This window comes from Actinomadura meridiana (genome assembly GCF_039537545.1).
Lineage (GTDB): Bacteria > Actinomycetota > Actinomycetes > Streptosporangiales > Streptosporangiaceae > Spirillospora > Spirillospora meridiana.
In genome coordinates this window covers 636,357-650,307 of sequence record NZ_BAABAS010000005.1, presented here as the reverse complement: position 1 = coordinate 650,307, position 13,951 = coordinate 636,357, and the positions used below count along the sequence as shown (strand labels likewise).

13 protein-coding genes are annotated in these 13,951 nt (G+C 67.7%); 7 read left to right on the top strand and 6 right to left on the bottom strand.

Annotated elements, in window-relative coordinates; genetic code table 11:
• Positions 1-157 precede the first annotated feature (157 nt).
• From ABD808_RS12240 to ABD808_RS12220, 5 genes are all read left to right on the top strand, one after another.
• Complete coding sequence (locus ABD808_RS12240; protein ID WP_425548922.1) at positions 158-877, top strand: thiazole synthase; 720 nt, start codon at positions 158-160, stop codon at positions 875-877.
• Positions 878-1,026: 149 nt separating this feature from the next.
• Positions 1,027-1,980 carry a DMT family transporter gene (locus ABD808_RS12235; protein ID WP_344894642.1) on the top strand — a complete coding sequence of 318 codons (954 nt, stop codon included), beginning with the start codon at positions 1,027-1,029 and terminating at the stop codon, positions 1,978-1,980.
• A gap of 36 nt (positions 1,981-2,016) precedes the next feature.
• The gene (gene pknB, locus ABD808_RS12230; protein WP_344894640.1) at positions 2,017-3,939 is read left to right on the top strand and encodes a Stk1 family PASTA domain-containing Ser/Thr kinase; all 1,923 of its coding nucleotides are present in this window, start codon (positions 2,017-2,019) and stop codon (positions 3,937-3,939) included.
• A 1-nt stretch (position 3,940) separates the two neighbouring features.
• Entirely contained in the window at positions 3,941-4,783 is an 843-nt protein-coding gene (locus ABD808_RS12225; protein WP_344894637.1) for a deoxyribonuclease IV, read from the top strand.
• Between the two features lie 546 nt (positions 4,784-5,329).
• A complete protein-coding gene (locus ABD808_RS12220; protein WP_344894635.1) occupies positions 5,330-6,610 on the top strand; it encodes a tyrosine-type recombinase/integrase in 1,281 nt (426 codons plus the stop codon).
• Positions 6,611-7,300: 690 nt separating this feature from the next.
• Here ABD808_RS12220 and ABD808_RS12215 read toward each other — a convergent pair.
• The 3 genes from ABD808_RS12215 to ABD808_RS12205 form a co-directional block, all read right to left on the bottom strand.
• Positions 7,301-8,002 carry a hypothetical protein gene (locus ABD808_RS12215; protein ID WP_344894632.1) on the bottom strand — a complete coding sequence of 234 codons (702 nt, stop codon included), beginning with the start codon at positions 8,000-8,002 and terminating at the stop codon, positions 7,301-7,303.
• 135 nt (positions 8,003-8,137) lie between these two features.
• A complete protein-coding gene (locus ABD808_RS12210) occupies positions 8,138-8,470 on the bottom strand; it encodes a hypothetical protein (RefSeq protein WP_344894629.1) in 333 nt (110 codons plus the stop codon).
• Positions 8,471-8,710: 240 nt separating this feature from the next.
• On the bottom strand, positions 8,711-8,995 hold the full coding sequence (locus ABD808_RS12205; protein WP_344894626.1) for a hypothetical protein: 285 nt from the start codon (positions 8,993-8,995) through the stop codon (positions 8,711-8,713).
• Between the two features lie 227 nt (positions 8,996-9,222).
• Between ABD808_RS12205 and ABD808_RS12200 the strand changes: the two genes are divergently transcribed.
• Positions 9,223-10,038 carry a helix-turn-helix domain-containing protein gene (locus ABD808_RS12200; RefSeq protein ID WP_344894623.1) on the top strand — a complete coding sequence of 272 codons (816 nt, stop codon included), beginning with the start codon at positions 9,223-9,225 and terminating at the stop codon, positions 10,036-10,038.
• Positions 10,035-10,226 carry a DUF397 domain-containing protein gene (locus ABD808_RS12195; protein ID WP_344894620.1) on the top strand — a complete coding sequence of 64 codons (192 nt, stop codon included), beginning with the start codon at positions 10,035-10,037 and terminating at the stop codon, positions 10,224-10,226. Before ABD808_RS12200 ends, ABD808_RS12195 begins: the two co-directional genes overlap by 4 nt.
• A 755-nt stretch (positions 10,227-10,981) precedes the next feature.
• Here the strand turns inward: ABD808_RS12195 and ABD808_RS12190 are convergent.
• The 3 genes from ABD808_RS12190 to ABD808_RS12180 are packed head-to-tail and all read right to left on the bottom strand — an operon-like array spanning position 10,982 to position 13,933.
• Entirely contained in the window at positions 10,982-12,691 is a 1,710-nt protein-coding gene (locus ABD808_RS12190) for a sodium:solute symporter family transporter (RefSeq protein ID WP_344895383.1), read from the bottom strand.
• 5 nt (positions 12,692-12,696) lie between these two features.
• A complete protein-coding gene (locus tag ABD808_RS12185) occupies positions 12,697-13,143 on the bottom strand; it encodes a hypothetical protein (protein WP_344894617.1) in 447 nt (148 codons plus the stop codon).
• Positions 13,133-13,933 (bottom strand): LytR/AlgR family response regulator transcription factor, encoded by an 801-nt coding sequence (locus ABD808_RS12180; RefSeq protein ID WP_344894614.1) that lies wholly within the window; start codon positions 13,931-13,933, stop codon positions 13,133-13,135. Before ABD808_RS12180 ends, ABD808_RS12185 begins: the two co-directional genes overlap by 11 nt.
• Positions 13,934-13,951 lie beyond the last annotated feature (18 nt).

The following is a 13,951-nucleotide window of genomic DNA, read 5'->3' as shown; positions in this document are numbered from 1 at the left end:
TGGAACGGAGCGCCAGCGGAGTGCAATACGCCGGTCGGCCCCCTGCCGGGGGGCGTGGGGGGTCGTCCCCCCACACGGACACAGTCCAGGGAGGTTGAGTTCTGTGGAGAACGACGGGCTTGTCGTCGCGGGCGAGGAGGTGGGCTCGCGGCTGATCATGGGGACGGGGGGCGCGCCGAGCATGCACGTCCTGCGGGAGGCGCTGACCGCGTCCGGGACGGCGTTGACCACGGTCGCGATGCGGCGGGTCGACCCGGCTGCCCGGGGCTCGGTGCTGGACGTGCTGAACGAGTGCGGCATCCGCGTGCTGCCGAACACGGCGGGCTGCTTCACGGCGGGCGAGGCGGTGCTCACCGCCAAGCTGGCCCGCGAGGCGCTCGGCACGAACTGGGTCAAGCTCGAAGTGATCGCGGACGAGCACACGCTGCTGCCCGACCCGATCGAGCTGGTCGACGCCGCCGAGCAGTTGGTGGACGACGGGTTCGTCGTCCTGCCCTACACCAGCGACGATCCGGTGCTGGCGCGGCGGCTGGAGCAGATCGGGTGCGCGGCGGTGATGCCGCTCGGCTCCCCGATCGGGTCGGGGCTCGGGATCCGCAACCCGCACAACATCGAGCTGATCGTGGAGCGGGCGGGCGTCCCGGTGATCCTGGACGCCGGGCTCGGGACGGCGTCCGACGCCTCGCTGGCCATGGAGCTGGGCTGTGACGCGGTGCTGCTGGCGACGGCGGTCACCCGCGCCCAGTCCCCGGCGCGGATGGCGGCGGCGATGCGGCACGCGGTGGAGGCGGGGCGGCTGGCCCGGCTGGCCGGACGCATCCCCAAGCGCCGCTACGCGCAGGCGTCCTCCCCCTTCGACGGGCTCGCGACCTCTTAGGAACACTTAAGGCCCACCTACAGAAATTATCGCTGGACCTGAAATATCCGCCGCACCCACACTGAGGACGTCCACCAAGATCCGCCGTGCCGCAACCCGGCGCGTTACTTCGGTGTTCGTGGAAACGTCCCAAACTTAAGGTGCGTGACATGCAGCAAGAGAGCGGCACGCGCGTCGACAGGCTCGCCGTGGCGGCCGCCACGGTCACGGTGGTGCTCTGGTCGTCCGCCTTCGTCTCGATCCGCAGCGCGGGCGCGGAGTACTCGCCCGGCGCCCTCGCCCTCGGCCGCCTCCTTTCGGGGACGGTCGTGCTCGGCGTGCTGTGGCTCGTCCGGCGCGAGGGACTCCCACCGAAGGGCGCGTGGCCCGGCATCATCACCGCGGGCGTCCTGTGGTTCGGCGCGTACATGGTCGCGCTGAACTGGGGCGAACAACTCGTGGACGCGGGCACCGCCGCGCTGGTCGTCAACATCGGGCCGCTGCTGATCGCGCTGCTCGGCGGCTGGCTGCTGAACGAGGGCCTGCCGCCCCGGCTGCTGGCGGGCATGGCCGTGTCGTTCGCGGGCGCGGCCGTCGTCGGGCTGTCGATGTCCGGGGAGGGCGGCTCGTCCGTCGGCGGAGTGCTGCTGTGCGTGGTCGCCGCCGTCACCTACGCCGCGGGCGTCGTCAGCCAGAAGCCCGCGCTGCGGCACGCCTCGCCGTTGCAGTTCACCACGTTCGCCTGCGCGATCGGGGCGGTCGCCTGCCTGCCGTTCTCCGGTCAACTCGTCTCCCAGGCCGCGGACGCGCCCGCGAGCGCCACCCTCAACCTGGTGTACCTGGGCATCTTCCCGACCGCGCTGGCCTTCACGACCTGGGGGTACGCGCTCGCCCGCACGTCCGCCGGGAAGATGGGCGCCACCACCTACGCCGTGCCCGCCCTCGTCGTGCTCATGTCGTGGCTGTTCCTCGGCGAGATCCCCGGCCTGGTCACCCTCGGCGGCGGGCTGCTCTGCCTCGCCGGGGTCGCCGTCTCCCGCAGCACCCGGGCCGTCCGCCCCGCCACAGCACCGGACCCGGCCGAATCACCCTCCGGGCTCATCGATGCTCATACTCGCGACTGATGAGACCGCTGCCCGACCGGCCGTAAACTCGCAGCGATGGACGCAACGGGTACCGATCCGCTCGTCGGGCAGGTGCTCGACGGGCGCTACCGCATAGAGTCCCGCGTCGCGCGCGGGGGCATGGCGACGGTCTACGTCGCCCGTGACATCAGGCTCGACCGGATCATCGCGATCAAGGTGATGCATCCGGGGCTCGCCACCGACGACGACTTCGTCGCCCGCTTCATCGGCGAGGCGAAGGCCGCGGCGGCGCTGTCCCACCCGAACGTCGTCGCCGTCTACGACCAGCGCACCGACGGCGAGCACGTCTTCCTCGTCATGGAGTACGTGGCGGGCCACACGCTGCGCGACGCGCTCACCACCCTCGGCCGGTTCGGTCCCCGCGCCGCGCTGGAGATCATGCAGCCGGTGCTGGCCGCGCTCGGCGCCGCGCACCGCGCCGGGCTCGTGCACCGCGACGTCAAGCCGGAGAACGTCCTCATCACCGAGGACGGCCAGGTCAAGGTCGCCGACTTCGGCCTCGCCCGGGCCGAGACCGCGAGCAAGATGACCAAGACCGGCATGATCATCGGGACGGTCGGCTATCTCGCGCCCGAGCAGGTCACCTCCGGCGAGGCCGACGTCCGCTCCGACGTGTACGCGGCGGGCGTCATGCTGTTCGAGCTGCTCACCGGCCACCTCCCCCACCGGGCGGACACGCCGCTCGCCGTCGCCTTCAAGCATGTGAACGAGAAGGTCCCGGCGCCGTCGGAGCTCGTCCCCGGCATCCCCCTCCGGGTGGACGAGCTGGTCACCGACGCGACGAGCCACGACCCGCAACGCCGCCCGCAGGACGCGAGCCAGTACCTCGCCGAGGTCGCCGACGTGTTCGGCGGCCTGCCCCGCGACCTCGACCAGCGCATCGAGGACGGGTCCCGCAACGCCACCAGCGTCCTGGAGACACCGGCGACGGGCGGGCACACCGAAGTCCTCGACGCGGGCACCCTGCCCGCCGACCTCCGCCCCGAGCGCACCCGATCGGATCGCGCCATCGGCGCCCTGACCGGCCGCTACGTCCTGGTCGCCATCGGCGTGATCGCGGCGGTCGCGCTCGGCTGGGCCGTCTGGTACCAGACGTCGGGGCAGTACGAGCACGTCCCGTCGTCCATCATCGGAATGAAGGTCACCGACGCCCGCGACCGACTGGAAAGCGCCGGTCTGACCGTACGAACCGGCAAGCCCGTCTACGACGACCGCGTCCACAAGGGCGGCGTCGCCAGGTCCGACCCGGCCCCAGGCGCCCGCGTGGCCAAGGGCGAACCCGTCACCCTGACACCCTCCAGGGGCATCACGCCCACGAAGGTGCCCGACGTCACGGGCAAGTCCCTGGACGAGGCGAAACAGACCCTCAAGGACAAGGGCTTCACCGTCGGCCGGACGAGCACGACGCCGTCCCAGACCGTCGCCAAGGACCGCGTGATCAGCACCTCCCCCAGCGCGGGCGAACGCCAGTCCCCGGACGAGCCGGTCGACGTCGTCGTCTCCGCGGGCATGTCGATGCCGGGCCTCATCGGCCAGAACGTCGACACCGCCGCCAACCAGCTCCGCTCGATGGGCCTGGAGGTCCACATCGAGAAGAAGAAGGTCGACGGCAAACCGGCGAACGCGGTGATCGAGCAGAACCCGCCCGAGGGCACCGGCGTCTCTCGCGGCGACGAGGTCACGCTCGTCGCCAACAAGCGCGACTGCGTCATCGACGCGGGCCCGATCGAGATCGGCTGCAACGACGGCGAGACGACGGAGAACATCCCCGTCCCCAACGTCACAGGGCGCACAGTCAACGACGCCAAGAGCGCCCTGGAAGACTCGGGCTTCAAAGTGAAAGTGACGGGTTTCGGCGGCGACACCGTCCGGATCCAGTCCCCGAACGGCGGCGAGGCCCCTCGCGGCTCCACCGTCACCATCGTCAGAGGTCCGTAACATGCGCAACCCAGTCGGTGCCCACGTCCCCGTGGCGGGCGGCCTCGCCACCGGCGGCCTGAAGTACGCCGCCGAGATCGGCGCGGAGGCCATCCAGGTCTTCGTCGCCAACCCACGCGGCTGGGCGCTCCCCGAAGGCAAGCCAGCCCAAGACGAGAAACTGCGCGCCGCCGACCTCCCCGTCTACGTGCACACCCCGTACCTGGTCAACTTCGGCTCCCCCAGCCCGGAGACGCTCGCCAAGTCAATAGCGTCCGTCCGCCACTCCCTGACCCGCGGCCACGCGATCGGCGCCCGCGGCGTGGTCGTCCACACCGGCTCCTCGGTCACCCAGACCTACGACGAGGCCATGGCCCAGGTCCACGACCACGTCCTCCCCCTCCTGGAGGAGATCCCCGAGGACGGCCCGGACCTCCTCCTGGAACCCATGGCGGGCCAGAACAACATGCTCTGCGCCAAGGTCCAGGACCTGGCCCCGTTCTTCGACCGCCTGGAGAACCACCCCAAACTAGGCGTCTGCTTCGACACCTGCCACGCCTTCGCCGCAGGCCACGACCTGGCGTCCCCAGGCGGCGCGAAAGACACCATCGACGCCCTGATAGCCACAGTAGGCGAAGGCCGCCTACAACTAATCCACGCCAACGACTCAAAAGACCCCTGCGCCTCAGGCCGAGACCGCCACGAAAACATAGGCGCGGGCCACATAGGCGAACCCCCTTTCACCGACCTCTTCCAACACCCCGCCACAGCCAACATCCCCTTCCTGATAGAAACCCCAGGCCGAGCCCCCGCCCCCCACGCCAAAGACATAAAAACCCTAAAACACCTCCGCACCACCCCCTAAAACCCCACACACGATCCGGAAACCAAAAGCCGTCCCGCAGCCATAAAACAGGCGACAGCTGGCACCGAGATCACAGCCGCGCTCTGGAAAACCGATGGCATCGCCATCCAGACGGCCCAGTCCCAGACCCATCAGGCAGGCCACTAACCTCCTCATGGCTCAACAAGACGCCTGACCACAATGCCGCAGGCCCCCGCCAAACGACGCGCTCCCATGGGCCCACCAGGAGAGGAACCACTGGTCATCAGACCACGGGGTGGAACCAGCCGCAGCCGCCAAGCCCAAGCGGACCCGCACTTAACCACGCAGAAACCCCAGCCCCCTGAGTGACCACGCTGGGCCTGACCCGTTGCGATCGCGTCCGAAGGCAGGTTTCGAGCCCGCGAGAAACCTGATCGCGCAGCGAGCCGCTAGGCGAGCCGAAGCGATGCAGCGATCGCACGCAGTTCACGACGATGGAGGGCGCAATAAGTGTCATTCTGTGAAGCCCCAGGTCACGGGGGGTTCACAAGTGCACATGACCTCTAGGGAGCCATACGGGGAGCCGTGATCAACTTCCCCGTTGGAACCCGTCATCTCGAACGCCCGTTCGAGATGGTGAGAGGTCAAGGCGGGAAGGCCGAACGCCCGCAGCGTCCGGCCTTCCCTACGCCCACCACTCGATATCGGCGAGAGGCGAACGCGATGGCAAGCGTACTCATCAATGGGTTCAGCGGCAGCATTTACCGCGAGGGCAAGGGTTACACCGGGGTACTGGATCTAGGGTGCCACCCCAACGGAAAGCGCAACCGCCCCAAGCGCAAGGGAGCGACAAAGGCCGCCGTCAAGGACAAGCTGACGAAATTGGCCGAAGACCTCCAAAAGGGGCACAAGCCCAGGGCAGACAAGACCGTTACCCAGGTCGTCACGGAATACATTGACGATCTCGAACGGCAGGGACGCGCACCGAAGACGATCGAGGGTCTACGGTCCTGGAACCGGAATCACATCGTGAAAATCGGTGCTCTCAAAGTCAAAAGCGAACTAACACCGACGCACGTGTCAGACTGGCTGATCGATCTCGCCGAAAATCACGCATCATCGACGATCGCGAATGTTCACGGCCTGCTTTCCAGTGCGCTTGACCGCGCGATCGTTCACGACATCGTGAACCGGAACGTGTCCCGAATGGTCCGCAACATTCAAGGAAAGAACGACGGACGGGAGAGCAAGAGTTTCACGCCCGATCAGGTCCGGGTGATCCTGGCGCGCGCCAGTGCCGAGGTTCCGTTCCGTGTGCGGTTCGGCGCTTACGTGATTCTCGCACTCACGAGCGGACTACGCGGGGACGAGTTGAACGGCCTGAAATGGTATGGCCTTGACCTGGACGCCGGAACGGTATCGGTCGTGCGTGCCGACCGACACAACGGGAAGACCAAGACCGAACAATCGTTCCGATCGCAAGAACTGGCAGCCATTGCCATTCCGGTTCTCAAAGCGTGGCGGGAAATCCAGGCCAAAGAATTCGCCGCGTTCGGCGGAACGGTCACCGACGAAACGCCGGTATTCACTCGCCCGGACGGCACGCCGTACACGCAGCGGACCGCGCGCTACGAATTCCGCAAGGTGCTCGAAATCGCGGGCATCGAGGACTCGGAAGCGTGGACCGTGCGGGAAACGCGCACGACATTCGTTAGTGTCATGTCGCACAATGGCGTTCCGCGTGAGGTTATCGCGGATATCTGCGGTCACACGGTCCGGACGCTGGAACGGCATTACCGCAAGGTATTGCGCCCGGTTCACCGGCAAAGCGCGGACGTGATCAATAGCGTGTTCCGCGCCGCCTGATCACCCCACACACCCGGAAGCCCCTGACAGCCCCCGTCAGGGGCTTCCGCGCGTCCGCCCCTTTCCCCCTACCCTGGCCAGCCGTCAGCGTGTCTGCGAGCCTCTCAGTGCCACACGCCACCACTCCCCCGCCAAGACAAGCACCGCCGACAGGCCCACACGAAGCGAATAGGGAGCACACCGAAAAGGCACACCCCCCGCCTCCGCAGGAAACGCCCACGCTCCCGCCGCAGGGGACGCCCCCACGCTGCCACCCCCGAACGAACGAAAGAGATCCCACGCGAGCGGCGGACCGAGCACCCCCGTTGACCAGGCACAACGCGAACCATCGGCGCACCCCGAAAGACGCGCCCAAGGGCGCGCCCAAAGGTGCGCGGAAAACCGCGCTGAACGGTGCGCCGAAAGTCGCGCCGAACGGTGCACCGAAAAGCACAGCGAACAAGAATGATTCCGAAGGGAAAGGGGGATGAGGGGGGGACGCGAAATTGGGGGAGAAGGGGGATAGAGGGAAGGCGAGGAGGAGGGGCGGAGGCCCGACGGGGGGACGAACGGAGAGAGTTTAACCAGCCCTTTGGAGCCGCTTCCCCCCGCCTACCTGCGTGTTCGTCGCCCTGAAGCTTTCACGCGCGCGAAAACGGACACGCAGACCGAAACGAAAGCCGAGGTGAAACAGTCACTTCGCGCTTCCATTCATTCAGCCGCGCCCGTTTCCGTGGCCGCCGCCCTGATCTGCTTTCTTTTGCGTCGCCGCAATACTTTCATGACTTCAATCGGGGCGCTATTCCCCCCGTCTTGCATCCAGATGCGCGACGGCGTTTCCCCGTCATGCCAGCATTCTAGGAAAGCCACGCGCGCATCGTGCAGGACTTCACGGAAGTAGGCAAGCGACAGTTCGAGCGTATCGGCTGCCGCGTGCACGTCGCCGTCAGCGTCTTTGAGCGCCTCCACTACCGACCGTTGACGCGGCGTGAGCACTTCTAAGATTTGTTGAGCCGCTATCCCCTGCACGATTTCTTCAGCGAAATCGCTGTCGCGTCGCCGCCACCAGTAACGGTGAAAGTTCCGCCCCGGATTTGTGGTGTTCGCATCATGGAAATGCCAAGTCCCATGCGCCTTTTCGCGCTCCAGCACCTGTTTTTGTATCGCGTCCCGCGCGGCATGGCACAAGTCCACAGTGGACGGCCGGGAATCAGACAGGCACACCTTTTCTGCCATGGCGGCCCACGCGATTTCCAGCCGGTCATCGAAACTCAGCCGATAGACCCACCATTTATCCCGCTTGACCACACTTACCGCGAGTGCGTTGATGTCATCCAGCCGCCATCCATGCCGCAGTTCCTGGGCACGTTTTTCCGCTGGTGAAGACCAGCGTCGCCGCATAGCTTCGGTCACCGAAATCCGTCCGACCTGACAACTCTGTTGATGGTGTGCGCCGAATGGAGCGGCCCCGGAGAGCGATTGACCTACCATTCTCCGGGGCCGCGCCCGCACGTAAGCCGCGCCAATTTCGCTCACGCGCGGGCAGCCTTACGAATCCCCGTCGCTCTCCGCGACGTGCCTTACCTGCTTCGCCGACTCTGCGATCAGTCTCCTGATCGTGTCGGGGAGGTACCCGTGTTCCAGCATAAGCCGTTCCAGGCTTCGCCACACAACGCCCCATGCGACCGTTAGGGCTTCCGTGGAATCCCGCTCAGGCACATCGCTAAGGCGAGTTTCAGCCTCCACGCTTGCCTTAGTTGTAATGACGTTAAGGAGCGCCGGGAAATGCCCCCGTGAACGCCAGACTTCCTCGAACGCTCCGACAGCCACGGGGACCATGTCGGCCGGACGCGCCGTCAATGCTTCCGCGTTTTCCGTCATTCCGATCACCTCCTTCTATTCACCAGGCATTGCCTGTTTGATCACACTTAGAGTCGCCGTCCCCGCCGCATCTTCAACCCGCGCGTTTTTCAGTCGAAGTCTTCACCACATTTGGTACAGCGAATGACGCCGTCGGCGTCGCGCTGGGGATTATGATCACCACCTTTATCACAAGGCCACCCATAAGCCTCTTCTGGAATATTGTCGTCCCTTTTGCCCACTGGTCCGGGGTCCTCCTATTTATTCACCACGCATTGCCTGTTTGACGGCACATGCGGCCCCGCGCGCGTCATCAGCCCGCGCAAATGCGTTCATATCGGGGGTGGCGAACCACCACACCCCCCGCCAATACACGCACCCGACCACGATTGACCGTTGTCCGTCCACGCGCGTAACGCTCAATACCGGGTAACCGTTCTCTTCTGCGATCACCGCAGCGAGGTCACGCGCGTCGCACAGTTCCACCTGTAGCGCGCGGAAGAATTCCACCCGTTCCGCGTGGACAGACTCAAGAATGGCCAGCATGGGAGAAACCGCCCGAGGAACCACCCCCGGGCGTGCGCGTGGAACCCGGTACGCCGGTCCAGCCGGTACCGCCGCTGTGCGATGTGTCCGCGTGTGCCGCGCGTGATCGCTCATGCCCGATATCACCCCACGGGCTAGATGTTTGTGCCGTCCGCCACACAGCATGAGCCGGTCCGAGGTATGTTCGCTACGTTCATGAACCGAATGCAACACACGGAGTGTGGCGAGTGAACAGCCAAGAGTTGCTAGACCCTGACCGGTCGATGTGGGACTACATAGCCGTTGAGCTGCGCAAAGAGCGACGAACGCGCGGGGTATCGGGAGCCGCACTTGCCCGCCTTATTGGGCGTGATCGTTCAATCGTTTCACGCATCGAATCGGGCAAGATCCCCATGCAGCTTGACCACGCAGAGATCATTGACCGTGAGTGGAACCTAGAACGCCGGTTCACAAGGCTTGTGAAGTTCGCGAAAGAGCGCAAAGACGACGAATGGCGACTAGGTGACCTATCGGAGCAAGAGGCACGTGCAACACGCGCGCGCATGTGGGAACTCGGACTAGTACCCGGACTGCTCCAGACACCCGCCTACACCCGCGCCGTCTTCTCTGTTGGGCTGGTTCGCGACCTAGACGAAGCGATAGAAACCCGCCTCGCTCGACAGGCGGCAGTGTTTAACAAGGAGCGCCCGCCCGAAGTGTCAGTGATCCTTAACTGGGTCGTCCTAGAGCAACCAGTAGGAACAGCGGATGTCATGCGCGAGCAGCTCGCCCATCTGTTGGAGCTAGGCGACCTACCACACGTCAACCTGCGAGTTCTAGAGAAAAGCGCGGGCGTTCACGTCGGGTATGACGGCTCCCTCATGCTGCTGACAGTGGACGCCAGAGACATCGCTTACGCCGAAGCGCCGCACGGTGGTGGACTCGTGACCGACCCGAAGGACGTGCAACAGTTCGAAGTAAGGTATGACCGGATAGGCCATCTCGCCGCCCCCATCGGACCATCACGAGTGATGATCCAACAAGCTTTGGAGACGTACACATGACGGAGTGGCGCAAGTCGAGCCGGAGCGCTACCTCAGACAACACCAACTGTGTAGAAGTTGCAGCGCTCACACGAAACATCGGGGTGCGGGACAGCAAGGACCCGGACGGCCCCGCGTTCACGCTCTCGCCAGAGACCTTCCGAACGCTTGTGCGTGACGTCAAGGCGGGAGACCTAGACGTGCCGTAACCCGACGTCCCGAAGCACCTGAGACCCCCGGCTTACCCCCGTAAACCGGGGGTCACGTGTTGGGTAGGGTCCGAGCGGCCTAGAGCCCCCTGGGGCGCGTCCAGGCCGCCGCGCGGTGGGCACGGTGCCCCAGACGGCACTATGCGACCGTGCCGCAGGGAGCACCCGTCAGCACCCCCCGCAGGCTCCCAGGGAGCCATACCGGGAGCCAGCCCCCGCAGATTCGCCCTGACCGCCAGTGACACGCGATCACTGCGACGGGCGTATGCCCAGGTCAACCGCCATCTGTCATACCTCGTATGACCCCGTGACCAGCGTGGTTGACTGAGGGCGCCCCAGCGCCCGAAGGAGGAGAAAAATACAATAAACACAGCTCGGGCGCCGCGGAACAACCCCCCGACTGTTCAGCGGCGCCCGAGCCACAGGTCACCGGATCCCACCCCCCCGGTACGGGATCCAGCGACACACGATCCGGCGTTTCGACTGGCATACGCCGGATCTCCGGATTTGTTCTTGTGGGAGGTTTCGCGGCGGTTGCCGCCCGCCCCTCCGAGGCGGTGGTTTTCGGTGCCACTGAGAACTCTAGAGGCGTGATGAGGCTGGTGAGCACCAGGAAACACGGGCCTCGATGAGCGGTACGTAGTCAGAGATGTGCGCGGCGTAGTCGCTCGACGAGCGGGCGGTGGGGCGGGACGAGCGGTCGGCGGGAACGGTCCACGTCGGGGGCCGCGCGGTGGTCGATGAATCACGGGCGTTCAGCGGACGGGCCTGTCGTCGGGCAGGTGGAGGCGCATGAGGGCGCGATGGGCGCGGCGTGGGACGCGGGCGCGGGTGAGCAGCGACACGGCGATCATGACGGCGCAGGCGAGGGGCGCGACGATGGCGGCGGGGCGGGCGAGGACGGTCATGGCCCAGCCGGTCCAGGGGGCGGTGAGCAGGTGGGTGATCGCGGCGGCGGTGGCGAGGCCGCCGCCGGTGAGGAGCCCGGCGGCGGCTCCGGCGGCGGTGAGGCCGCGCCACCAGATGCCGAGGACGAGGAGGGGGCACAGGGAGCAGGCGGAGACGGTGAGGGCCAGGGTGACGAGGTCGGCGGCGCCCTGCGGGCCGATCTTCGGCAGGACGGGGAGGGGCGCGGCGACGGCGAGCACGGCTCCGGCGCGGAAGGCCCGGATGCCGCCGCGGCGGCGCGCGCACTGGGAGATCGTCCCGGCGAGGGCGACGACGATGCCGCAGGACGTGGAGATGAACGCGGCGAACGCCCCGGCGGCGATGAGGCCGGTGAGCAGGGCGCCGCCGGAGCCGGGGACCATCCGGCGCGGGAGGGTCAGGAGGGTCGCGTCGGTGTCGCCGGTCACCAGCAGTTCGGGGACGTAGAGGCGCCCGAGCATCCCGTACAGGGCGGGGAACAGGTAGAACAGCGCCAGCAGGACGGGCACGAACGCGGCGGTGCGACGAGCGGCGGCCCCGCTGGTGCTGGTGTAGAAGCGCATGAGGATGTGCGGGAGCCCCATGGTGCCGAGGAGGACGCCGAGCAGCGCCGAGTAGGTGTCGAAGAGGGCGTGGGGTTGGCCGCGTCCGAAGGGGGTCGCCCAGGTGGCGCCGTCCTGGACGGGGAGCCGTTCGGCGTGCGGCACGGCCGAACCGGCGGGGAACACGATGTCGGCTCCGGCGCCGATGGCGTGCCGTCCCGGTGCGAGGGGCACGGTCTCGTCGTCGCGGTGGACGCCGTCGATCTCGCCGTGGGCGGTGACGGTGACGGCGGCGGGCACGAGGACGGCGGCCTCGGTGCGCACCCGCACCCGCGTGGCCTGCTCAAAATGAGGGGCCGCTCCGGTGACGGGGTCGGACCCGCCGCCAAGATTCCACACCACGACCAGCACGGCGGCCGGAATGGCGACGGCCGCGAGTTTCAACCAGAACTGAACGGCCTGAACAGCGGTGACCCCGCGCATCCCACCGGTGATGGTGAGCAGGAGCGCGACGCCGACGACGACGGCCCACCCCACCCAGAGGGGCGCGCCGGTCAGAACCCGCAGCGTCACCCCGGCGCCCTGGAACTGCGGTAGCAGGTAGAACCAGCCGACGAGACAGACGCAGCCGGTGACGATGCGCCGGACCGTCCTGGACCCGAGCCGCCATTCGGCGAAGTCGGACACCGTGTAGGCGCCGGACCGGCGCAGCGGCGCCGTGACGAACGCCAGAACCAGGACGTATCCGGCGGTCGCGGCGATGGGAAGCCACAGGACGTCGGCGCCGTAGGCGAGGACCAGCCCGGCGGAGCCGAGGAACGCGGCGGCGGAGATGTACTCCCCGCAGATCGCGGAGGCGTTCCACCAGGGCGTGACGCCGCGCGAGGCGACCAGGAAGTCGGAGGCGGTGCGGGCGGAGCGGCGGCCGTGGGCGCCGAGCGCGGACGTCGTCGCCAGCACCGCGACCAGGGCCATCAGTGCCACCACGGCGGCCATCGCGGTCACGGACGTTCCACCGGCCCCGGCAGCTCGCGTTCGGCGCGTTCGGCACGTCTGAGCTGCCACAACGACACGACGATCAAGATGGGCTGGACGGCGAGCAGCAGCACGAGCGAGCACACCGGGACACCGCCGGGCCGGGCCCGCGCGATGGCCGGGACGAGCACCAGCAACGCCGGAAGCCCCGCCACCAGGGCCACGACGACGGCGAGCGTCCCGAGGGCGATGCGCAGTTGGGCGCGGAGAAGGACGTCGGCCTCTACGGAACTGGGTCCGGGGAGCGGGCCGGTATCAAGAGGATCGGGGTCCTGCGGTTCGGCGCCGTGCGGCTCCGGCCCGGCGGGCCGGTCGGCGACGGGAGTTCCGGGCGGCGGCGCGACGTCCGCGGGCAGGGCCTGGGCTCGGGCGGTCGCGGCGGCGGAGACCCCGACCCGGCGGTCACCGGTCATCGCATCCACCGCCCGCGTCGTCGCAGCCGTCCTCGCCGTCCGGGTGGTGGAACCTGCGGACCAGCCGGTCCCGCACCTCGCGGGTGTGGCGGCGGCTGACCTGGAGCAGCTCGTCGCCGATCTGGACGGCGGCGCGGCCCCCGTCGAAGCGCACCTCGGTGATGTGCGCGGACGCGACCAGCGTGCTGCGGTGGATCCGGATGAACCCGGCGTCCTCCCACCGCTTGGTGAGCGCCGACAACGGCATGCGGACGAGGTAGCCGCCGTCGGCGGTGTGCAGCCGGACGTAGTCGCCCTGCGCCTCCACATGGGTGACGGCGCGGCGGGACACGAGCCGGGTGCGACCGCCGAGCTCGACGGGGATCATCTCGTCATCGGGGTCGCGGGTCTCGACGGGCGGCGGCACCGCCCGGTCGACGGCCCCGACGACGCGCCGCACGGACTCGGCGAGCCGCTCGGGGCGGACGGGCTTGAGCAGGTAGTCGAGCGCGCCGAGCTCGAAAGCGGTGACGGCGCAGTCGTCGTGCGCGGTGACGAAGACGACGTGCGGCGGCGCGGCGAAGCCGGTGAGCAGGCGGGTGAAGTCGAGCCCGTCGAGTCCGGGCATGCGGATGTCCATGAAGACGGCGTCGAGGCGGTCGCCCTCGACGAGCATCCGGCTCAGGTCGCGCAGCGCGGACGAGGCGTCGCCCGCGCGGCTGACCCGGCCGACCCGCGGATCCTTGCGGAGCAGATAGGTCAGCTCCTCAAGCGCGGGACGTTCATCGTCGACGGCCAGGACGTGCAGCATGCAGGCGACTTTGCCGCG

Excerpts from the sequence above, each read along its gene's own strand:
- ABD808_RS12240 (WP_425548922.1), top strand. The coding sequence starts at position 158 with ATGGGGACGGGGGGCGCGCCGAGCATGCACGTCCTGCGGGAGGCGCTG.
- ABD808_RS12235 (WP_344894642.1), top strand. The coding sequence starts at position 1,027 with ATGCAGCAAGAGAGCGGCACGCGCGTCGACAGGCTCGCCGTGGCGGCC.
- pknB (WP_344894640.1), top strand. The coding sequence starts at position 2,017 with ATGGACGCAACGGGTACCGATCCGCTCGTCGGGCAGGTGCTCGACGGG.
- ABD808_RS12225 (WP_344894637.1), top strand. The coding sequence starts at position 3,941 with ATGCGCAACCCAGTCGGTGCCCACGTCCCCGTGGCGGGCGGCCTCGCC.
- ABD808_RS12210 (WP_344894629.1), bottom strand. The coding sequence starts at position 8,470 with ATGACGGAAAACGCGGAAGCATTGACGGCGCGTCCGGCCGACATGGTC.
- ABD808_RS12205 (WP_344894626.1), bottom strand. The coding sequence starts at position 8,995 with ATGCTGGCCATTCTTGAGTCTGTCCACGCGGAACGGGTGGAATTCTTC.
- ABD808_RS12195 (WP_344894620.1), top strand. The coding sequence starts at position 10,035 with ATGACGGAGTGGCGCAAGTCGAGCCGGAGCGCTACCTCAGACAACACC.
- ABD808_RS12190 (WP_344895383.1), bottom strand. The coding sequence starts at position 12,691 with ATGGCCGCCGTGGTGGCACTGATGGCCCTGGTCGCGGTGCTGGCGACG.
- ABD808_RS12185 (WP_344894617.1), bottom strand. The coding sequence starts at position 13,143 with ATGACCGGTGACCGCCGGGTCGGGGTCTCCGCCGCCGCGACCGCCCGA.
- ABD808_RS12180 (WP_344894614.1), bottom strand. The coding sequence starts at position 13,933 with ATGCTGCACGTCCTGGCCGTCGACGATGAACGTCCCGCGCTTGAGGAG.